General features: G+C 68.9%; 17 protein-coding genes. 9 read left to right on the forward strand and 8 right to left on the reverse strand.

The window, feature by feature from the left end:
* Positions 1 to 136: 136 nt before the first annotated feature.
* The 4 genes from ACFYWG_RS01210 to ACFYWG_RS01225 all read left to right on the forward strand — a co-directional run bounded on the left by ACFYWG_RS01210 (position 137) and on the right by ACFYWG_RS01225 (position 4,500).
* A complete protein-coding gene (locus ACFYWG_RS01210) occupies positions 137 to 898 on the forward strand; it encodes a hypothetical protein (protein ID WP_389198470.1) in 762 nt (253 codons plus the stop codon).
* Between the two features lie 171 nt (positions 899 to 1,069).
* On the forward strand, positions 1,070 to 3,271 hold the full coding sequence (locus ACFYWG_RS01215; protein WP_389198472.1) for an endonuclease: 2,202 nt from the start codon (positions 1,070 to 1,072) through the stop codon (positions 3,269 to 3,271).
* A 246-nt stretch (positions 3,272 to 3,517) separates the two neighbouring features.
* A complete protein-coding gene (locus ACFYWG_RS01220; RefSeq protein WP_389198474.1) occupies positions 3,518 to 4,096 on the forward strand; it encodes a hypothetical protein in 579 nt (192 codons plus the stop codon).
* A 188-nt stretch (positions 4,097 to 4,284) separates the two neighbouring features.
* Entirely contained in the window at positions 4,285 to 4,500 is a 216-nt protein-coding gene (locus tag ACFYWG_RS01225) for an alpha/beta fold hydrolase (RefSeq protein ID WP_389198476.1), read from the forward strand.
* A 132-nt stretch (positions 4,501 to 4,632) separates the two neighbouring features.
* On the opposite strand, the gene ACFYWG_RS01230 is transcribed toward ACFYWG_RS01225, so the two are convergent.
* Entirely contained in the window at positions 4,633 to 5,439 is an 807-nt protein-coding gene (locus ACFYWG_RS01230) for an inositol monophosphatase family protein (RefSeq protein ID WP_389198478.1), read from the reverse strand.
* A gap of 404 nt (positions 5,440 to 5,843) precedes the next feature.
* Here ACFYWG_RS01230 and ACFYWG_RS01235 point away from each other — a divergent pair, with 404 nt between their 5' ends.
* The 3 genes from ACFYWG_RS01235 (at position 5,844) to ACFYWG_RS01245 (ending at position 7,828) form a co-directional block, all read left to right on the forward strand.
* Positions 5,844 to 6,455, forward strand: coding sequence for a TetR/AcrR family transcriptional regulator (locus ACFYWG_RS01235; RefSeq protein ID WP_389198480.1), 612 nt, complete (start codon positions 5,844 to 5,846; stop codon positions 6,453 to 6,455).
* 47 nt (positions 6,456 to 6,502) lie between these two features.
* A complete protein-coding gene (locus ACFYWG_RS01240) occupies positions 6,503 to 7,174 on the forward strand; it encodes an enoyl-CoA hydratase-related protein (protein WP_389198482.1) in 672 nt (223 codons plus the stop codon).
* A gap of 210 nt (positions 7,175 to 7,384) precedes the next feature.
* A complete protein-coding gene (locus tag ACFYWG_RS01245) occupies positions 7,385 to 7,828 on the forward strand; it encodes a PaaI family thioesterase (RefSeq protein ID WP_389198484.1) in 444 nt (147 codons plus the stop codon).
* Positions 7,829 to 7,901: 73 nt separating this feature from the next.
* Here ACFYWG_RS01245 and ACFYWG_RS01250 read toward each other — a convergent pair whose 3' ends face one another.
* The 6 genes from ACFYWG_RS01250 to ACFYWG_RS01275 form a co-directional block, all read right to left on the reverse strand.
* Complete coding sequence (locus ACFYWG_RS01250) at positions 7,902 to 9,068, reverse strand: alanine--tRNA ligase-related protein (RefSeq protein ID WP_389198486.1); 1,167 nt, start codon at positions 9,066 to 9,068, stop codon at positions 7,902 to 7,904.
* A 591-nt stretch (positions 9,069 to 9,659) separates the two neighbouring features.
* Positions 9,660 to 10,538, reverse strand: a complete 879-nt coding sequence (locus ACFYWG_RS01255; RefSeq protein ID WP_389198488.1) for a hypothetical protein — start codon at positions 10,536 to 10,538, stop codon at positions 9,660 to 9,662.
* 1,349 nt (positions 10,539 to 11,887) lie between these two features.
* The gene (locus tag ACFYWG_RS01260) at positions 11,888 to 12,880 is read right to left on the reverse strand and encodes an ABC transporter permease (RefSeq protein WP_383504264.1); all 993 of its coding nucleotides are present in this window, start codon (positions 12,878 to 12,880) and stop codon (positions 11,888 to 11,890) included.
* Positions 12,881 to 12,918: 38 nt separating this feature from the next.
* The gene (locus ACFYWG_RS01265) at positions 12,919 to 14,715 is read right to left on the reverse strand and encodes an ATP-binding cassette domain-containing protein (protein WP_389198491.1); all 1,797 of its coding nucleotides are present in this window, start codon (positions 14,713 to 14,715) and stop codon (positions 12,919 to 12,921) included.
* Positions 14,705 to 15,682, reverse strand: a complete 978-nt coding sequence (locus ACFYWG_RS01270) for a ribokinase (protein ID WP_389198493.1) — start codon at positions 15,680 to 15,682, stop codon at positions 14,705 to 14,707. The genes ACFYWG_RS01265 and ACFYWG_RS01270 overlap by 11 nt, the downstream gene beginning before the upstream one ends.
* Positions 15,675 to 16,814: a LacI family DNA-binding transcriptional regulator gene (locus ACFYWG_RS01275; RefSeq protein ID WP_389198495.1), complete on the reverse strand. Its 1,140-nt coding sequence runs from the start codon at positions 16,812 to 16,814 to the stop codon at positions 15,675 to 15,677. The genes ACFYWG_RS01270 and ACFYWG_RS01275 overlap by 8 nt, the downstream gene beginning before the upstream one ends.
* A gap of 408 nt (positions 16,815 to 17,222) precedes the next feature.
* On the opposite strand from ACFYWG_RS01275, the gene ACFYWG_RS01280 reads away from it, so the two are divergent.
* Together ACFYWG_RS01280 and ACFYWG_RS01285 are read left to right on the forward strand one after the other, a co-directional pair.
* Positions 17,223 to 18,326, forward strand: coding sequence for an SPFH domain-containing protein (locus ACFYWG_RS01280; RefSeq protein ID WP_383504275.1), 1,104 nt, complete (start codon positions 17,223 to 17,225; stop codon positions 18,324 to 18,326).
* Positions 18,323 to 19,237 carry a hypothetical protein gene (locus ACFYWG_RS01285; protein ID WP_383504277.1) on the forward strand — a complete coding sequence of 305 codons (915 nt, stop codon included), beginning with the start codon at positions 18,323 to 18,325 and terminating at the stop codon, positions 19,235 to 19,237. The genes ACFYWG_RS01280 and ACFYWG_RS01285 overlap by 4 nt, the downstream gene beginning before the upstream one ends.
* A 513-nt stretch (positions 19,238 to 19,750) precedes the next feature.
* Here the strand turns inward: ACFYWG_RS01285 and ACFYWG_RS01290 are convergent.
* Positions 19,751 to 21,304, reverse strand: a complete 1,554-nt coding sequence (locus tag ACFYWG_RS01290) for an ABC transporter substrate-binding protein (protein ID WP_389198498.1) — start codon at positions 21,302 to 21,304, stop codon at positions 19,751 to 19,753.
* Positions 21,305 to 21,326 lie beyond the last annotated feature (22 nt).

Genomic DNA, 21,326 nt, shown 5'->3' on the forward strand with positions numbered 1-21,326 from the left:
ACGCACGAAGTGCAGGTCAAACGGGGTGGGAGTAGTGTCGTGAGAGAGATTGCACAGCATTCTTGGGCCACGAGATCAGGAAACTCGCCGCCCGAGCGGTATCACCATCGGAACAATTCGAAAAGGAGAGCCGACGATGTTGGATCGCATACTCTTCTACGGCGCTGCCAAAGGACGCGGAGTCGTCGCCGCCATGGACGAAGCCAACCATCTCGGGGACGTCACCGTCATACCCGCGGGCAGCTTCGCCAAGGACTGGACCGCCTTCACCGGTCTGAGCGGCGATCGGCTTCTGTTCTACAGCGCGACCAGGGGCGGCGGAGTCATCTGCTCCGTCGACGACGACAACACCATCGCAGACGTCACCGTGCTGCCCAACGGCAGCCTGGCCACCGACTGGACAGAGGTCACCGCGCTGAGCGGCGATCGCGTCCTGTTCTACGGCAAGTCCAAAGGACGCGGCGTGGTCTGCTCCGTCGACGACGGGAACAACCTCGCAGACGTGACCGTCATTCCCCCGGGAAGCTTCGCTAAGGACTGGACGGAGATCGCCGGCCTGAGCGGCGATCGAATCCTGTTCTACAGCGCGACCAGGGGCGGCGGAGTCATCTGCTCCATCGACGACGACAACACCATCGCAGACGTCACCGTGCTGCCCAACGGCAGCCTGGCCACCGACTGGACACAGATCACCGCCGTGAGCGGCGACCGCATTCTGTTCTACGGCAAGTCCAAAGGACGCGGCGTGGTCTGCTCCATCGACGACGGGAACAACCTCGCAGACGTGACCGTCATCCCCCCGGGAAGCTTCGCCAAGGACTGGACGGAGGTCAGTGCTCTGCGTCCGCCTGAAGGCCATGTGCGCATCGGCCGCTCCGCGGAGCTGCACCACGCGTAGACCCATCCCCTTCGCGGCGTCGAAGCCGGAGTCCGCGGCGAGGAACGTCAACGGCTGGCCCTGACAGGGTGGATGACCACATCGAGCGCGGTATGCCGCCACCCGAGACCACCACGATCCGTACCGGCCTGCGGCTCGACGCCCCCTTCACATCACGCCGGGAGGCGGATCATGGCCACGGCGGACTTGGCCTCCGAACGAGAGTCGGACTATCTGTCGCAGCTGACGATGGCCGCGACACGTTATGCGAACCGAACCACACGACGGGAACAGAACCAGTCCGTCATCGAGACGCGCGGACCGCTCTACGCGGACACTCCCGAGCGTGTCGAGAAGCGGCTGGCACGGCTCGGCGCGGACTGGGCGATGGCCCGGGCGATCGAGCAGACACCGACGGAACCGGCGAGCAGCGCGGGCAGTACCCTGCAACTGCCTGCCGAGGCCCTCACCAGTGAAGTGCTGGGGCTGGAGCGCCTGATCGGGCGCAACAACCTCACTCCCGTCGCATTCCTGGAGGGGGGCGTCCAGGTCTCCCGCTCGGTCGGCCGTGTCACCGTCGGCGGTCCGGGAGGCGGACACGGCACCGGTTTCATGGTGTCCCCCTCTCTGCTGCTCACCAACAACCACGTACTGCGCGGCACGGAGGAGGCGAGCCGCAGCAAGGTCGCCTTCGCCTTCCAGGACGGTGTCGACGGGAACCCGCTCGTTCCGGCGGTCTTCCCGTTGGAACCACTGCGGTTCTTCGTCACCGACCGCGCCCTCGACTACAGCCTCGTCGCTGTGGCGCCGCGCAGCGCTCAGGACGAACCCCTGTCGTCGTTCGGCCGGTTGACCCTCAGCCAGGCCGAGGGGAAGGTCGTCATCGGCGAGTTCGTCAACATCATCCAGCACCCACGGGGTGAGCCCAAGCAGATCGCGCTGCGCGAGAACCAGATCGTCGACGTGCTGGAGCGGTTCCTGCACTACGAGTCCGACACCCGCGAGGGTTCGTCCGGTTCTCCCGTCTTCAACGACCAGTGGGAAGTCGTGGCGCTGCACCACTCGGCAGTCCCGAAGGCCGACGCCGAGGGCCGGCCACTGAGCATCGACGGCACGGTGTGGCGGCCGGAGATGGGCGAGCAGCAACTGGCCTGGCGGGCCAATGAGGGTGTGCGGATCAGCCGGATCCTGCGGGCCCTGCACGAGGTGTCCCTGTCGGGCGAGGCGGCCCGGCTGCGGGACGAGGTGTTCACCATGGGGCTCGCCCCGTCTGCCACGGAGAGCGCCCCCGCGATGTCCTCCGCCGACGGCGCACCCCCTGGCCCGGTGGCGGACGGCTCAGCGGTTCAGGTGCAGGGGCACACGCCCACGGCCGACGGCACCGCTCAACTCACCGTCCCCTTGCGGATCACCTTCGGCATCGACAGGCACTGGCACTCGCAGGCCGCTTTCCCCGCGCGGCCGCCCCAGCCCGCACCGACGCCGAAGGCGGCATCGCGGCCACCCCGGAGCGCACGAACGGACGTCGTGTCAGCGGTCGAGAACGACGTCGACGCGGCCCTGGCGCACAACCGGCTCGCACGCGAACGTCCCTACTACGACCGGTCTGCGGACAGCGTCGCACGCGACGCCTACTACGCGGACATCACGGGCGACGGTGACGCGCTGCGCCAACGGCTGACGACGCTGCTCGCGGCGACACACGAGCCCCAGCCCAGGTACAAGCCGATGAGACTGGTGTACCCGTGGGTCGATCTGCACAAGGACGGTCGGCTGCGCAGCATCTATTCCGGCAGAGACTTCTCCGTCGAGGAACTCGTCCGAGCGGACGCGGCGGTGGCGGAAGCGCGGCTGGCGCGGGTGCAGGAACTCCTGTTGATGGAGACCACTGCGGGACCGGTCGAGTTCGAGGCGGAGTTCGATGCCCTGGAAGCGTCCATGCCGTTCAACTGTGAGCACGTGGTGCCGCAGTCGTGGTTCGCCAAGAAGGAGCCGATGCGGGGAGACCTGCATCATCTGTTCGCGTGCGAGGTGGGCTGCAACAGCTATCGCGGCAACTTCCCGTACATCGACTTCCCCGACTTCGACGAGGTGGTCAGGGACGCCTGCGGAAAGCGCGAGCCCTCGGGGTTCGAGCCGCAGGAGGGCAAGGGCGCAGTCGCCCGTGCGACCCTGTACTTCCTCCTCCGCTATCCGGGCCAGGTCGGTGACGCAGCGCGCGAGTTCCCCGAGGAGCGGCTGCCGGTCCTGCTGCAGTGGCACGAGAGCGAGGCGGTCACGGAGTACGAACTGCACCGCAATGCCGCCATCGCGGAGATCCAGGGCAACCGGAATCCCCTGATAGATCACCCCGAGTGGGCAAGCAGGATCGAATTCGCAGGCGTCTGGCGGTGAGGCCCGCGCCACGCCGCGGCCCCTCCCCCGCCCTCGCCGACACCCGACGGCGCACGATGTGCACGACACGGCCCCACCGGCGAGCGAACGGGATGGGCCCGTAAGGTCTTCGCTGCCGCCGACGTAGCCTCTGCCCTTGGCCGGACGCGTCAGCGCGAGCGCGATTCCAGTTCGTCTGCGTGCTTGGTCTCCCTGGCTGTCCCGAGGCGCCAGGACGTTGTCGGTGGCGGCCGGTACGTTGCGCTCATGGGTGTCTATCTGGTGAGTGTCACCGCGCAGGACTGGTCGCGGCCCGGGGAGGACGGTTACGGAGACGTGGCCGCCACGCTGAACGCCGAGCTGGGGCGGCGCGGGCTGCCCCCTTACGAGCTGCGGCACGCCTCACGGGAGGCGCCGGGCTGGTTCGAGGAGAAGGTCAGCCCATCCATGGACGGCTTCGTGGCACTGTGCAGGACGCGGCTGACCGACGCGGAGCTGTCGACCCTCCTCGACTGGAGCGTGCTGGTGCCGTTCGCGCTGGACGAGGAGATCGTGCTCCCCGTCGGCACCGCGTACTCCGGCGACGAGACAACGGTCGCCGGGGCCCCGCGGGTGCTCGCCCTGGCCGAGCGGCTGGCCGATGCCGTCGGCCTGCCCGTGGACGCGATACCGGCGGGCGAGAACCTCGCACTGAGCCTGTGGTTCCTGGAGGGCGAGGCGGAGCGGACCGCCCGGGTGCGGCCGGGACCGTGGGCCGAGGACCGGGACGCCGCCTTCTACGTGGCGCTCTACCTGCGCGCTGCTCAGTACTCCCTGCGCTACGGCTGCCCGATGACCTACTCCTGAGCCACGGCGACGGCCGGCCGGCCGGCTGGAGTGGCTGATCGACGTCGGCGGCGTCCGCGTCTTCTCGGGCCTGGGCGACGGCAAGGACGAGCACCACGCGACTGCGCTGTTCCGGCCAGGAAGAATGGCGCACCGAACCGACCCTGACCCCGCAGAAGTTGGCCCGCATCGGTGCCCCGACCCTAGTCATGGTCGGCGACGACGACCTGGTGTCGTTGGAGCACTCGATCGCCCTGTACCGCGCGATTCCGGGCTCCGAGCTCGCCGTCGTGCCCGGTACCTCGCACGTCCTCCCGCTGGAGAAGCCCACCGAGGTCAATCACCTCGTCATCGAGCATTTCACCGGCGAGCCCATCGAGACCATGCTCCCTGTCCGCCGCGCCACAACTCGCACAGAGCGATGAACGGGTGTGCGAGTTCGGCCGCCGAACGGCAAGCAGTCTGCTCGACTTTCCGTATGTCGCGGACATGCGCGCGGAGGACAGCGCCTGGGAATTGGTGGCCGGAGGGCGGCAGTGGTACGGAGCGGTCTGGTTTCAGTACTGGCCTCGACTGCTCATCATCGACATCAGTTGTCCGTGGGTCTCATGGTCGGCGGTGACCACGAGCCCACGAGCTGTATCACCCATCGGGGCACCGTCGATGCCGGTGACAACGCAGCCGGCAGCCCGGCACAGAGCGATACCGGCCGCGAAATGCACGCTTCCGGAGAGGTTGCCGCCATCGGTGACATACGCTGCGCGCCTGCCTGCGGCCACCCAGGCCAGCGCCAGCGTCGTGGAGACCACGCGCAGCCGAAAGCTTTCGATGAACTCAGGGCGGCCCAGCAGATCGACGGCCCGGAACCCCGGCGCGCTCGGGAACGGGGGGTCCAGGTTGACGTCCACCAATCGCGTGGCGGGCGTGGGCGTCAGCAGTGCATCGTCGGCCCCGTCATGCCGCACCCAGGCCTTCTCCCCGTCGGTGAAGAACACCTCGCCGCTGAACGGGTCGGCCACTGCCGCCGCCCCGTCTCGCAGCGCCACGTTGACGGCCACCAGCATGCTGCCGACGGCGTAGTTCAACGTGCCGCACAAGGGATCCACCAACCACTGGCGCACAGCGTCGCGGGCGCCCTGCTGTCCGCCTTCCTCACCCAGCACCGCGTCATCGGGCCGTGCGGCACGGATGATGCCGAGGATCCTCTTCTCGGCCTCTACATCGGCGGCGGTGGCAAAGTCCCCGGCACCCTTGTCGATGCGGCTGAGCCGCTGACCGTACATGCTGCGCACCACGTCCGCTCCGGCCCGCGCCGCGGCTGCCGCGACTGCCGCATCGTCGGAACTCGCGTATGAGTCGATCATGTTGTGCAGGCTACCGAGGCGAAGTCACCGTCCGGCGAACTTCTTGCAGACCTCGCGGTCGAAGGCCGGTCGCCGGCCGCCACGGCTGCTGCGTCTGAGCCGGTTGCGCCGAGTGCCGAGTTGCGGAGTCCTCTTCTCAGGCGCGTGCGGCGTGCTGATGGGCCCGGACGATCGTGGAGTCGACCGACACAGCCAGTCGATGTCGGCGGTGCGGCCGCCGCGGCTGCGGGTGCCGGCACCCACCGGACGTCGGCGTGCCGTGCGGTACGCCGTTTCGCCTCTGCCCGCTCCCCCGGCCCCAAGCGGTCCGCACTTCCCCTTGCATGTTCTATGGCATATCCCATAAGTTACCGACAGGTAGCCCACCTCGGCGGCTGCACGGTCATGGGGAAGGTGGTGAGCCGGTGAGTCCGCGCAAGAGTGACAGCCGTGATCGGATGGTCCTCAGTGCCGCCGCTCTGCTGCGCGAGTACGGGGCGAGCGCGACCAGCATCGACCGGGTGCTCGCCCACAGCGGCGCCCCACGCGGCTCGGTGTATCACCACTTCCCCGGCGGGCGGGCGCAGCTCATCGACGAAGCAGTGGCACTGGCCGGGGACTTCGTCGCGGGCCTGATCGACGCCGCCACCCGGACCGACGATCCGGTCGAGGCCATCGACGCCTTCTTCCTGCTCTGGCGCGACCGGCTCGTGGAGAGCGGCTTCAGGGCCGGCTGCCCGATCGTGGCGGTGGCTGTGGAGACCAACGACGACGCGCCTCAACTCGCCCGCTCCGCCGCCGCCGTCTTCGCCCGCTGGCAGGAGGCCCTCGCCGCCCTCTTCCTGCGGCACGGCCTGACCGAGGAGCGCAGCCGCCGGCTCGGTGCCTTCGTCATCGCCGCTGTCGAGGGTGCCGTGATCATGTGCCGGGCCGAGCGCAGCACCGCACCGATCGAGGCGGCCGCTGCCGAGATCCACGACCTGCTGCTGTACGCACTGCGTGATCGCCCCGGCGCGGGGCCCGGCTCACGGCCGTGAGCCGCAGCCACCCAGCCGCTTCACCTACGTTGCTCGAAGGAGTCGCCATGCCCGTGCTCGAACGTCAGGACAACGTCTTCGTCCTCGACCTGGGAGACGGTGAGAACCGCTTCCACCCCGACTGGCTCACGGCTGTCGGCGCCGCGCTCGACGAGGTGGAGAAAGCGGAAGGCCCCCGCGCCCTGGTCACCGCCGCCACCGGCAAGTTCTACTCCAACGGTCTCGACCTGGACTGGTTGTTCGCCCACGCCGACGAGCACCAGAACTACGTCGTCTCCGTCCACGAGTTGTTCGCGCGGCTGCTCTCCCTGCCGGTCATCACGGTGGCCGCGCTGCAGGGACACACCTTTGCCGCCGGTGCGATGTTCTCCCTCGCCCACGACTTCCGGGTCATGCGCGCCGACCGCGGCTACTGGTGCCTGCCCGAGGCAGACATCGACATTCCCTTCACCCCCGGCATGGCCGCCCTCATCCAGTCCAAGCTGGCCCCCCAGACCGCACACGAGGCCATGCTCACCGCCCGCCGCTACGGCGGTGTCGACGCTGCGGCAGCCGGCATCGTCGACCGGGCGGTCGACGAGGACGCCGTACGCTCCACCGCCGTCGAGATCGCCCGGGCACAGGTGAACAAGGCCGGCAACACCCTCGGCACCATCAAGGCCCGCATGCACGCCCCGACCTTGGCCACCCTGCGCGACACCAGCAACCCGCTGGGCTGAGCCGGTACTTCGCCCACCGCACCGAGCCGCGACCCGGGCGGTCCCCCCGCGCAAGCGCGACCAGCAGGGCACATGGCGCGTCTGCACGCGTCGAGATCGACGACCGCCTGCAGGCCGGACATGCCGCCCTGTCCAAATTCTCTCTCCGTCTGACGACCACCTCGCCTCTCATCGCAGCGGCGCCACGCACACCTGCAAGGAGAACCACCCGTGACCACGACCGACCTCACCGCCATGACCGGCCTGGAACTGATGCGCTGGGTGCAGACCGAACGCCCCACCGACATCCCCTCCATCGGCCGCCTGCTCGGCATGCGCTTCGACGAGGTCGAGCACGGCCGCATCGTCATCTCCCTGGACACCCGCCCCGACTTCGCCAACCCTCTCGGCACCGTCCACGGCGGTATCGCCGCCACCCTCCTCGACTCCGCGATGGGCTGCGCCGTCCACACCACCCTCCCCGCCGGCGCCGGCTACACGACCCTCGAACTCAAGGTCAACTACATCCGGGCCGCCCGAACCGACGGACAGACCCTCACCGCCGAAGGCACCGTCATCCACGTCGGCCGCCGCACCGCAACCGCCGAAGGGAAGGTCCTCGACGAACAGGGCAAACTGATCGCCCACGCCACCACCACCTGCATGATCTTCTAGCTCACGTGTCGGTGCGCTCATCGGGTGCTCAGGACGTGCGGCCCTGGACGGTATGGCCCGGGGGCCCTCGCCGTCACTCCTGCCGCAGGCTGGTGACCAGGTCGCGAGGCAGGCCATGGGTGTCGTGCAGGTAGTGGAAGTCCTCGTCCGTCAGCGTGCGCCGGAACCGGGGGCGGGCGAGCACCTGCCTGCCTCGTTCCAGGAGTCGACCGAACCGGCGCTCCTCCCCGAGCAGCAACCGGCGCACGTCGCTGGGATCCGCATCCTGACGGAAGTGGTCCAGAGTGTGGGAGAACAGCTCCCCCGGCAGGTCTCCGAGACTGCGCGACGGATCGTCCCGCCACAGCGAGGTGAGCACGCGTCGCAGCAGACGGCGCGGCACGTAGCCCCGTCCCGTGTTGGCCGGGCGCACTCCGTCGCCCAGTACGACGACGGCTGAGCGCACGTGGTCGTAGACCAGGCGCAGCGACGGCTCGTCAAGGGGCCACAGGTCAGGGACGACACGTCGCCACGGGTCGAAGACGTCGCAGTCGAACACGGACGACTTGCCCTGCAGCAACGAGGCCAGCCGCTCCACGCCGAGCCCTGTGTCGACGTTGCGTTGGGGAAGCGGGAGGAGGGAGCCGTCCTCGAGGCGGCGGTGGCGCATCATCACGTGGTTCCAGACCTCCACCCAGCGGTGGTCGCGGGTGGGGGTCGACCGGGGTGGGGTGTCGCCGCTCCACAGGAAGATCTCCGAGTCGGGGCCGCACGGGCCGACCGGTCCGTTGGACCACCAGTTGTCCTCCACGGTGAGCTCGACGGGAACGCCCAGGTCCTGCCACACCTGCTGGGAAGCGGTGTCCGGCCCGGTCCGGTCATCGCCGGCGAAGACCGTGGCGTGCAGCAAGTCCGGATCGACCCCCAGCCCCTCCGTGAGCAGCTTGAAGCCCCAGTCGAGACTCGATGAGCCCTCGTAGTCGCCCAGCGACCACGTGCCGAGCATCTCGAAGACCGTCAGATGGGTGGCGTCGCCGACCTCCTCCAAGTCCGTGGTGCGCAGACAGCGCTGCACGTTGACCAATCGTCGGCCCAGGGGATGGGGACGCCCCTCCAGGTACGGGGTGAGCGGATGCATGCCGGAGGTGGTGAACAGCACCGGGTCGCCAGAGGGCGGCAGCAGCGTCGAGCCGGTGATACGGCGGTGACCACGCTCCTCGAAGTACTCGACGAACGTGTGAATGATCTGCTCGGTGTTCATGGGGGGTGGCTCCTTCGGGTGACAGCGGGAGAGGCACCGGATGACGGCCCGCGCTGGTCGTCGCATCCGGGCAGGAAGCCGAGGAAGCCACAGGACCACCGACGGACCGTTTCCGGTCGCCGGTGGGAGAGAAGAAGGTCAGACGGCGGCAACCGGCGAGCTGGTCGCTCGCGCGGTCGCGATGGTGGTTCGGCCGGTGACGTTCATGGGCGCGACGATAGCGCGCCCAGCTCGCGGAGGCACACCTGTTTCCGTCGGGCCGACGCGGCCACGCCCGGGTTCGGCAGGGCCGGAGCGGACCGTGGTGCAGCTCGTGCGGGGTGTCCAGACGTTGTGCGGGTCCGTGCAGTTCGCCGCGAGAGCGCTCAGGCGTGTTTCAGTCGTACGCCTGCGCGGGTGGCGGTTGCACGCCTTGTCCGGACAGGCTCAAGTCGCGCGACGGGAAAGCGCATGGAGCCGCCCGGTGAAAGTACGACCCGGGAGGCGCCGGACTTCTCCTCCCATGCCACGGCCTTCCGCCGATGCACCGGCCGATCGCACATCAGGGCGCTGCACCCTCACGGCGCACCGCCGATCGAGTCGAGGGCGTGATCACCCGGCGGAGCGCCATGTGCCGTCCGTGAGGCCGACCGGGTTGGCGGTCGGCACGATGCCGGAGTCCAGGACGCGTCGTGCGAGCGGTTCCAGCAGGTGGGCGAGGCGGGCGGTGCCGTCGGCGCCGAGGGCCTGCCACGGCGCAGCCGCCGCGGCGTCCGTGTCCGCTTCCATCTGCTCGTGGGCGGCCGCTCCGGCTGCGGTCAGGCGCTCCTCTCCACCGAGCCAGCCGCGCCCGCGCAGCTCTGCCTGTGCTGCCTGCCATGCCTCGATGTCCCACTGACGGATGCGTCGCTGAAATGCGGCCTCGGTCTCCCCCGTCGCGCTCTTGAGGACCAGCGCCTCGACCGGCCCCATCCGACGGCCGACCAATACGGCGACATGGCCATCGCCCCGGTGCTCGCGCAAGGTGGTTGCGGCCTGCCAGAGCCGCACGTGCGGCTGAGCCGGCCGTGGCAGGGCCTGGTTGGCCGCGCCGAGCACGCGACCCGCCGTGTCCGCGGCGCAGGCGGCCTCCCAGGCGAGGTCGGCGGCCTCGGCCAGCTCGGTCGAGTCGACGACGGCGGGACCGTAGAGGCTTCTCATCGCGGCGTCCACGGCCCGTTCGCGTGCCTCGATCACCTGCTGCGGCCCGGCCAGAGCCCAGGCGTCCGGCAGGGCCTTCGCGGCCCGGTCGGGGTGGAACACGTAGAAGCAGCTCGTCACCACCGGGGCAGAGGCAAGGCCGAGAGGCGCCGCGCGGAGGGCGAAGTAGCCCATCCAGTAGCCACGCATCCCGAGACCGTCCATGGCTTCGCGCACCTCGGGGGCGAAGTAGACCAGCTGGTGAACCGGTTCGTACCTCTCCCACATCGCCCGTGCGACGTTGTCCCTCACCCTGTGCTCCTCCCCGCTCGTCGTGCTCGGCTGCGGCGCACGCCGAAAAGGCAGCATCCATCATGACAGCCGTCATAACAACCCCCGCTGTGCAGCCACATCCGAGCAGCCGGGTTCTCGGGCCGTACCGGGTCGAGCGCTACCGGGGCCGTCTGGATGATTCACCTAGAGGGGGCATGGTGTGGTTATCGCTGCTCTGAACTCACCAATTGACCAGAGAAGTTGCTCGCTCTGCTGCTGCGCGTGCCACCACCGACCCGCCGCGCATGGCGGGACTCGGCAGGTCATCAACGGCTTGGTCCGAACGCGCCGGACCGGCACGTCCTGCTCGGAGCGCTTGGTCGCGCGGACCGCGACCTCACCCGGCGCACCCTCACGGCGGCGGCTGTCGGCGGAGACCTCCGTCACGCCCCCGGAACGCTCACTTCGACGTCGTCGCCGAGCAGGAGAAGCTGCTGCGGACCGACAGGACCGCCCAATGCTACCCAGCGTATACGTAGCCAACGTTTCTGATGACAACTCAGAAGATTGACATCTGCACTACTTGCGTCAACAGATCGATCTCTGCCAACGTCTGACACGCAACTCGCAGCGCCAAAACAGCACTTGGGGAGGACGCGGCCCGCGTCGTTCGCATCGTCCGCGTGAGTACTCCCGGAGAAGAGGCACGGTGAAACGCTCAGGCGCCTTCATGGCGTCCGCTCTGCTCGTCTGCCCCGCACCGGCGACACCGCGACCAGACCGACAGCCGGCGCCGCGGCGGAGACCGAAGGCAGCGCAGAGCAAGCGCACCTGACAAAGCACGATCGACACCCCACCAAGCCCCGCCGCCCGAGCACCTGCCGCTCGGGTGGCGGCCCGGCGCCCTCAGGCACATCCCCCCGTCCTGAGGCGACCCCGTCACCCGGGCTCCCCCCGCCCGGGTGGCGGGGACCACTCCACACCCTGCGACCCCACACAGCCTCAGCATGCGCATATTGAACGCAAGGCCTCATGGCGACCCACAGCGCGATCGGCATCCGGGCCGTGCACTTCCCCAGCCGGCGGCCCGTGAGCATGGCTGCGGCCGTGCAGGTCTCGCGGCCGAGTCGACGGACGACAGCAGATGGCGACTCTCGCACCAGCCGAGGATGACGGACGACGCATGCGGCCTGTGCGGCCGGTGGATGTGCGACGGCCACGACTGTCCACCCGCGCGAGCGAGTCCGACGAAGGACTGACTGCAGCCTCCCGATGCCGGTGTCCATCTCGGCTCAGCCATTGGCCGGTTGAGGCATCTGGAGCGTCGTCCGGCCCCGCCGCATGCAGTTTTCCCTGGGGAGACGGAGGCGGACTGAACCGCGGTGCGGTCAGCCGAGCGGAGTGAGACGCGACGCCAGCTTGTCGCGGTAGTGGTCCACCACGACCGCGACCATGATCACGCCACCGGTGATGATCTGCCGCTGGAAGTCCGACACACCCATCAGCAGCAGCCCGTTGGTCAGAACACCCAGCAGGCAGGCGCCGAGCAGCGTGCCCACCATGGAGCCCTTGCCGCCGGACAGCGACGCGCCGCCTATGACGACCGCCGCGATCGCGCTGAGCTCGTAACCACCGCCGATGATCGGGCTCGCGATCGAGAGCCGTGCCATGTAGGTGATGGCGGCGATGCCCACGGCCAGTCCCGCGATGACGAACACGGCGACCTTCACCGCTGACGTCCGGTGGCCGGAGAGACGGACGGCTTCCTCGTTGCCGCCGATCGCGAAGACCAGGCGGCCGAACACAGTCCGTGTGAGCACCAGATGACCGACGGCGACCATCAGGAGGGCGATCCAGAACAACGAGGGAATGCCGAGTACCGTCGAGGTCCCGAAGCGAGTGAAGGCCGGGGGAAAGTCGTACAGGGTCTTGGCGTCCGTGTACTGCAGAGCCGCACCACGGGCCACGTTGAGCATTCCTAGGGTGATGATGAAGGACGGCACCCGCCAGCGTTCCGACACATAGCCGTTGACCAGTCCGCAGAGCATGCCGACTCCGGCCGCCGCCAGAACGGCGAGGGCGATCGCGGCGGTTGGCGGGAGCCCCTTGGCGGTGAGGATCTCTCCCGACACGACAGCCGAGAGGGCCATCACGGCGCCGACCGACAGGTCGATGCCTCCGACAAGGATGACGAAGGTCATGCCGACGGCGAGCATGGTGTTGAGGGTGATCTCGGTGGCGATGTTGGTCAGGTTCGCCGAGGTGGCGAACTTCGGAGCGCTGACTGCGAACACCATGACCAGTGCGATCAGGGCGATGCCGATGCCGGCTTCGCCCATCACTTGCCGTGCGAAGGAGGCGGCAGCCGGCTTGCGGGTCACGGGAGGTGAGGACGAGTGGGTCGCCGGCGGGACGGAAGTCACGGCTGGTCACCTTTCTTCGGGCCTGACGGCTCGCGGGAGGCGTAGCCGGAGTAGGCGAGGGCGAGAACCCGGGAGGTGTCGAATGCCTCGCGAGGCACCTCTCCGGCGAGTGCGCCGCGGGAGAACACGAGGATGCGGTCGCAGATGCCCATGAGTTCGGGCAGGTCGGACGAGACGACGAGCAGGCCCTTCCCGCGCTCTGCGAGGTCGACGAGCTGCTGGTGGATCTCGTAGCGGGCGCCGACGTCTATGCCGCGCGTGGGTTCGTCGACGATGAGCACGTCCGTCCCGGCGAGCAGCCAGCGGCCGAGTACGACCTTCTGCTGGTTGCCGCCGGACAGGGTCCGCACGGCCGTACGCACACCGGGAGTCCGGACGGTCAGGGAGCTGACGGCGGCCTGGGCCAGCCGTCCCTCCTCGGCACGCCGCAGCAGACCCCGGCGCGCTATCTTGCCGGTCGCGGCGAGCGTGACGTTCGCGGCCAGTGGCATGTCGAGAACCAGCCCCTGCTCCTTGCGGTCCTCCGTCAGGAGGCTGATGCCGTGCCGGACCGCGTCTCTGGGGCTGCGGATCTGCACCTCTTCACCGCGCACGAGGACGCGGCCGCCGTCGGCACGATCGGCGCCGAACAGGGCTCGCGCGGTCTCCGTGCGGCCCGACCCGACCAGTCCGGCGACGCCGACGATCTCACCGGCGTGCACGGCGAACGAGACGGGCTGTCCGCCCCTCGGCTGCAGTGCCTCGGCGCGCAGCAGTTCGGGACCGCGTTCGCGGACGGTGACGGGCGGATACTCATGGTCCATGTCACGGCCGACCATCAACCTGATGATCTCGGCGGTGTCCGTGCCGGCGAGGTCCTTGGTGACGACGTGGCGACCGTTTCGGAACACGGTCATCCGGTCGCAGATCTCGAAGACCTCCTCCAGGTGGTGGGAGATGTAGAGGACGGCGGTACCGCGCTCGGCGAGCCGTCGCAGCAGAGTGAAGAGGCGTTCGGTCTCCTGGGGGGTGAGCGTGGCGGTCGGTTCGTCCATCACCAGCACGCGGCACTCCTGCCACACGGTCCTGGCGATCTCCAGCAGTTGCATCTGCGAGATGCCGAGTTGCTTCACCTTCGTCGTCGGCGACACGTCGAGGCCGATGTCCGCGAGGAGTTCGGCCGCTCTGCGATGCAGCGCCCGCCGGTCCACGAAGCCCAGCCGGCGCGGGAGCCGTTGGAAGAAGAGGTTCTCCGCGACGGTCAGGTTGGGCAGGAGGCTCAGTTCCTGGTGCACGACCTGGACCCCGGCGGCCATGGCGGCCGCCGCGTTGCCAGGGGCGTACGGGCGGCCGTCGAGCCGCATGGTTCCGGAGTCGGCGGGTTGGTTGCCGGCCAGGATGCGCACGAGGGTGGACTTGCCCGCTCCGTTCTCACCGAGCAGAGCGTGCACCTCCCCCGCACGCAGGCGCAGTTGTACGTCCTCCAGCGCCACGACGCCGCGGTGGGTGAGTTCCTTGAGCGCGCTGTGCGGGATGCGGTCCACTGCGATGTCGTGCAGTCGCCGGTCGAACAGGGCGAGCAGTCGAGGTTCAGCGGCTTCCACGGCGATCGTGGCGTGCTCGGTGACCATCTCGCCGAGCACGGCGTCCAGTACGGGCCCGAAGGGGGGATCACCTCGTCGCCAGACCAGATCGACGACCTCCACGCCGGGGGGTACGGGCAGCCCGGGATCGGCCACCACCAGCAGATCGCCGTGTCCGAGCGAAGCGATCACCTGCAACAGGCGCGGATGCCACAGTCCCTCAGCCCGCATGGACGGCCTCCAGCAGGTGTGCCACCTCGGCGCGGGTGGGCAGTGCGTCCTGGGCACCGCGGCGAGTCGTGGCAAGGGCTCCCGCCGCGCAGGCCCGGCGGAGTGCTCGGGGCAGTGGCTCACGCCGGCCGAGATCCAGAGCGAGCTGCGCGCTGAAGGCGTCACCGGCGCCGACCGTGTCCACTGCCTCGACGTCGAAGGCGGGGACCCTCACCTGCTGCGTCTGCCCGGCCGCGACCGCTCCCGACGCACCCAGCGTGATGACGACGGTGCCCGGACCGAGTGAGCGCAAGCGCTCGGCATGTGTCAGCCACTGATCGCCGGCAGGGAGGTCGCCGATGATGTCGTGGGTGGGGGCGGTCTTCTGCGCAGGCGGCAGCAGACCCGTGGCCTCCGTCTCGTTGACGACGAGGACGTCGACGGTGCGCAACAGTTCGGCCGGCAGCGGCGCCGTCGGCAGCGGCGCCGCGTTCAGCACGGTCAATGCCCCGGCTTCCCTCGCCGCCCGTGCGGCCGCGAGCACGGTGTCGACGGGCACCTCCAGTTGCAGCAGCACGGTGTCCCCGGACCGGATCGCACCTGGTGCAGTGAGTCGTGCGAGGCATCGGGCGTCCACATGGCGGTTGGCGCCCGGGGAGAGCGTGATGGTGTTCTCACCGTCGTCCTGGACGACGATCAGTGCCAGGCCGCTGGTGACCCCCGCCACGGTGGACACTCCGCGGTCGTCGACTCGCTCGGCGACGAGCCGGGCACGAAGCTCGTCACCGAACGCATCGGCGCCGAGCAGGCCGATCATCTTCACGTCGGCGCCGAGCCGGGCGGCGGCGATCGCCTGGTTGGCTCCCTTGCCTCCCGGAGCGCGCACCACGTCGGCTCCCGGCATCGTCTCGCCCGGCTGCGGAAGCCGTGGGACGGTCACGGACAGGTCCATGTTGAGGCTGCCCATCACGATCAGTCGCTCACTCATCCGTACCGAGCTCCCCGGTTGGGTGGTGCGCCCCGGCTTGCCGCGGCGACGCCTGCAGGGCCGCGTCCACGTGCTCTCCGCCGTCGGGGTCCGGGCAGCCGCACGAACCGCGGGCGAGCAGCGTCACCGGCAGCACGTCCCGGGTGGGGGGCAGATCGGGATCCTTCATCCGCCCCAGCAGGCGCTGCACAGCCGTTTCCGCGAGGTGGTCGAAGGGCTGGCACATGGTGGACAGCGCCGGGGTCGTGTAAGCGCCCGCCGCGATGCCGTCGAAGGAGACCAGCGCGAGATCGTCCGGGACCCGAAGACCCAGTTCGGTGGCCGCCCGCAGCACTCCGAACGCCTGCTCGTCGGATGTGACGAACAGCGCGTCGACGGATCTGTCCCGGGAGAGCAGAGCCCGCCCCGACCGGTAGCCGTCGAGCCGCCCGAACTGGCCGTGCAGCAGGGGGGACGCGTCGGGGCAGACCTCCCAGCCGGTAGAGCCGCCGGAACCGGTCCCGGCTTTGAGTCCGGCGCCCTCCAGTGCCCTGCGCCAGCCGATGACGCGGTCCACGGTGGGGTGGATGCCCAGGGGTCCCGCGATGCAGCCGATACGCCGACGCCCGTGCGCGAGGAGATGCTCGGTGGCTTCCCGGGCGCCGTGCATGTTGTCGACGACCACATGCGACGCCACGACCCCTTCCAGTTCCCGGTCGAAGACGATGCTGGGGACTCCGGAGCGGACCAGCTCGGCTCGCCAGGGACCGTCACCGTGGGAAGGTATGAGCACCAGGCCGTCGACCTGCCGGTCCACGAAGGTCCTTACGTACCCCGCCTCCCGGGCCGGGTCGTCGACCGTATTGCCTACGAGCAGCGTGTATCCGACCGCCCACGCATGGTCCTCCAGGGAACGCGCCAGTTCGGCGAAGAAGGGGTTCGCGGCGTCCGGGACGATCAGTCCCAAGGTCATGGTCTGACTCATACGCAATGAGCGAGCCACCGCGTTCGGCCGGTACTCCAGCTTCCTGACAGCCGCCAGTACTCGTTCCCGAGTTGCCGGTGCCACCGACCGAGGTCCGTTGTTGAGTACGTAGCTGACAACCGAGGGCGAGGTGCCCGCGAGCCTGGCCACGTCCTGCCGTGTTGCCATAGCGGAAACTCCCAGCTGAGACGGAGTGGTGGGGTGACGGAGGGCACCTCGAAAGGGCCGGTTCGAGGTGCCACTCGAATGGGGCAACTCGTGTTGAAGCGGGAGTATGAGAAGCAACCTCGGCAACCGCAAGACCTGTTTCACATCCGGTCGACACTTTTCCGTAACGCCGCTCGAGGCGGCTCGACATCGCCGGCCGGGGTGACATCGCCCCAGTCGAGTGAGAGTGAGACCACGGGCGATCGCGCAGGAGCAGGCGCACACCGATCTTGAGCGAGTGTCAGGGAGTGGAAGCGCTGTGTGCACAGCGGTCGGGTCGCTTTTGTTGTCGTCTGGTTGACGACAAGAGCTGATGTGGCTAGGTTCCTTTTATCGTCTCGTTGACGAGAAAAGGGATTGGGGGCTTGTATGGCCGACATCACCCGGCGACTGGGCTGGCGCCACCTCCGCGGCGCCCCGACGACACATGTGCGCCACCACCGCTCCGGCAAGCTGGTGCACGACGGGCCGGGGCTCAGCTTCTGGTTCCGTGCGCTGAGCGCCGCGCTCTCCGAAGTCCCGGTCGACGACCGTGAGTTGGCCATGACCTTTCACGCCCGCACGGCTGACTTCCAGGACCTGACGGTGCAGGCCACGGTGACGTACCGGATCAGCGACCCGGCCGTAGCCGCCGTCCGGCTGGACTTCTCCATCGACCCGGACACCGGCATCTGGCGCGGTGCACCGCTGGAACAGCTCGGCACGCTGCTGACGGAGACGGCGCAACAGCACGCGCTGGATGTCCTCGCCCGTACGTCGCTGGCATCAGCGCTGGTGGACGGTGTGACGGCGGTGAGGGAGCGGATAGCGGCGGGGCTGGCCGCAGAACCGCGTCTGCCGGCGACCGGCATCGAGATCGTGGCAGTCCGCGTGGTCGCCCTGCGTCCCGAGCCGGAGGTCGAACGCGCGTTGCGCACGCCGGCGCGCGAGCAGATCCAGCAGGAGGCCGACCGGGCGACCTACGAGAGGCGTGCGGTGGCCGTCGAACGGGAACGGACGATCGCGGAGAACGAACTCGCAAGCAGAATCGAGCTGGCACGCCGCGAGGAGCAACTGGTCGAGCAGCGGGGCGTGAACACCCGGCGTGAGGCGGAGGAGAACGCGGCCGCGGACAAGGTGAAGGCGGAGGCGGAAGCCACGCGGTCCGTGCGGCTCGCGGAAGCGGAGGCCACACGCTCGGTGAGGCTGGCCGAGGCTGAGGCACAGGGCACCGAGCTGCTGACGCGGGCGGAGGCGACGCGCACGGTGCAGCTCGCTCGCGCCGAGGCGGAAGCGGCGCGCGAGGTGGGCGAGGCACGGGCGCAGGCCCAGGCGGCCTGGCTGCGGGCGCACGGAGAGGTCGACGTGGCCACCCTGCACGCGCTCACCGGCACGCGACTCGCGGAGAACCTTCCGCACATCGACAGCGTGACGGTGTCGCCGGACGTCGTGACCGGCATGCTGTCGAGGCTCGGCATGGGAGACCGAGGATGAGCCTGGCCCCGCGGGCCGTGCTGGTCCACCGCACCACGGAGTACGAGGAGCTGGTGGCCCGGCACGGCACACACGGCCAGGCCGCCTTCTTTCTCTCCTCGCGGGGCCGTGACATCGAGGAGGTCGCCGAGCGTCACCGGCGCACGAGACGCGCGCTCGCGGAAGTGGCGGCCGCCGTTCCCCTGACGTGGCGCCAGAGCCGAGTGGAGCGGAGCGACCTGGACCGGTTTCTGTTCGCCCCCGAGGACGTGGTGGTCGTCGTCGGTCAGGACGGGCTGGTGGCGAACGTCGCCAAGTACCTCACGGGACAGCCGGTGGTGGGCGTCGACGCGGACCCGGGCCGCAATCCGGGCGTCCTGGTCCGCCATCGGCCCGCCGACGCGCGGAGGCTTCTGCCCGCCTCACTGTCCACCAGCACCGGCACGACCGAATTGACCATGGTCGAGGCTGTCGCCGACGACACCCAACGACTGCTGGCACTCAATGAGATCTACGTGGGCGCCGCCGGCCACCAGACGGCCCGTTACCGCCTGGGCCTCGACGATGGACGCGGTGCCGCCGAGGCCCAGGCTTCGTCCGGTGTGCTGGTGGGCACCGGTACCGGGGCCACCGGCTGGGTCCGGTCGGTGTGGCAGGAGCGGGGCGGTGGTGGGGCGGTCGGCGACGTGCGGCTGCCGGCCCCCACCGAGGGACGGCTGGTGTGGTTCGTGCGTGAGGCATGGCCCTCCCCCACCACCGGCACCTCCCTGGTGGCGGGCGAGCTGGAGGGGGGCAACCGCCTGACCCTCGACGTCGAGTCGGAGCGCCTCGTCGCGTTCGGCGACGGGATGGAGTCCGATGCGGTCGAGCTCACCTGGGGCCAGCGTGTCCGGCTCGGTGTGTGCGCGCAACGCCTGCATCTGGTGGGATGAACGGCCGACGACGGTCTCTCGGCCTGCGCGCAGCAGGCCACCAACGCACCCGTCGCTGCGGGGGACAAACCGGACCGAGTCGTTCGGGTCGTTCTCGCCGAGCGCGCCAGCCACCGATGGTGCCGTTCGGAATGCTGCCGACATCTGCCCCCTGTCTGAACGGACAGCGACGTTCGTCCGTACTTGAGGTCATGTGGCAGCGGAAGAGAGAGTGACCGCGCTGCCGTTCACTCTGCACTTCGCCCAGTGGGACGATCAAGCGTACTGCCTGGCGGCGTCGTCCCGATCGCGACGGCACAACTGAGCCACAGCTCGGGAGGAATCTCTGAGACCCCGGTCCGCGCCAGGCCACGACCGGCACATGAACGCACCCACGGCGGCCGGTCGGGAAGCGGCCCTGTCGCCGTGGGTGCTTGTACACGACAGCGTGGAGGGGTGCACCCCGATGTCGGCCGACCGGCCCGGGCGAATCACTGTGCGACGCTCTGCACCGGCGCAGCATGCGCTTGGACCTCACGCCAGATAGGCTCGCTCAAGACGTACCTGCCCGTCGGTGTTCAGGACTACGCCCTTGAGGGTGGCGCTGTGTATGAGCGGCGACCTGGCCTGGTGCAGGAACACCCAGTAGTTCTTCTCGAGCAGACGCTTCTGCACCTGTACGTACAGGCGCTTTCGTTCCTGCGTGTCGCCCGTACTGACAGCTCGCTCCAGCAGCCCGTCAAGGCGGGCGTCTTTCACCCCTGACCAGTTGTTCGGCCCGGCGCTGGTGAAGTACGGGTTGAAGGTGAGTGAGGGATACAGTCGCGGAATGTCGATCACCAGGATTCCGGCGTCGAAGTCTTGCCTGGTGAGCCGTTCGATCATTTGCTGAAGTCCGAGTGTCTCCACCTTGACGGTGAAGCCGGCTTTCTCGAGCTGACCGCGCAACACCTCGGCTATCGCGGGGTCGGGGGCACGTCGCCGTGTGAGCAGCGTGACGGCAACCCCCCGCCCAGCACTTGCTTCGGTCACCTTCCTCCGGGCTTCCTCCGGGTCGAAGGGGGGAGCGGCGAGCGACTCGTCATAGAACCAGTCGGATGCTGCAGCAAAGGTAGGAGCGAGGTCGAAGCTGTTCTTGGCCGCGGTGTTTCCTATCACTTTGCGATCGACGGCTTGGGCGAAAGCCGACCGAATATCGGGATCGTCGAACGGCGGACGAGTCACGTTGAGAGAGATGTAGTACGCGCGCCGTACGCCATTCTCCTTGACGACAACACTGCCCCCGGGCAGCTGGGCATATTCCTTCGGCGGCAACGCTCTGACGAGTTGGATTCCTCCACTGGCCAGTTCGGCGCGGGCCGCTGTAGCCTCAGTGATGAAACGGAACGTCACTGCATGGAGCCTGGGAAGCTCGGCGCCTTCGGCACTGATGTCCCAGTAGGCATCATTGCGGGTACCGGTCAGCCGGTCTCCCGCTCGCCATTCCTGGAAAACGAAGGGGCCACTTCCCACCGGGTTTCGCCCGAACGCGCCTCCATGCTCCTGAAGGGCAGTGGGCGACACGATCATGCCGGGTTCGTGCGCCAGGTTGACCAGGAGGAGCGGATCGTCCTGCCGGAGAGTGAGTGTCACCGTCCTGGCGTCGTCAGCCTTCACGGAGGCGACGCTGGAAAGAGCGCCTGCCTTGGGGGACTTGCTTGCCGAGTTCATGATGCGTTCAAGGCTGGACACCACGGATGCGGCATCGAGTGCCGTGCCGTCGTGGAACTTCAGCCCCTTTCGCAGAACGAAGGTCACCGACCGGTCTCCCACTTGCCAGTACCGGGCGAGTGCAGGCTCGAAAGTCCCGTCGTCGCGTTGGCGGAGCAACGTGTCGTAGAACAGGTTCAGCAGGTTCCGGTCCGACGATATGGACGCGCTGAACGCAGGATCCAGCGTCAGTGGCTCGTTGTCGAATCCCACGGTGAGTGTCCCGTCAGCCGCGCCGCCGTCCGTCGAGGAGAAACCGGTGCAGGCGGCGAGGCCGGGTACTGCCGCGGTGGCGAGCGTGCCTGCCAGCAGGGACCGGCGAGTGACGGCGAGTGTCATGAGAGGCATGTGAATTCCATAC

The organism is Streptomyces sp. NPDC003456 (assembly GCF_042878735.1).
Taxonomy (GTDB): domain Bacteria; phylum Actinomycetota; class Actinomycetes; order Streptomycetales; family Streptomycetaceae; genus Streptomyces.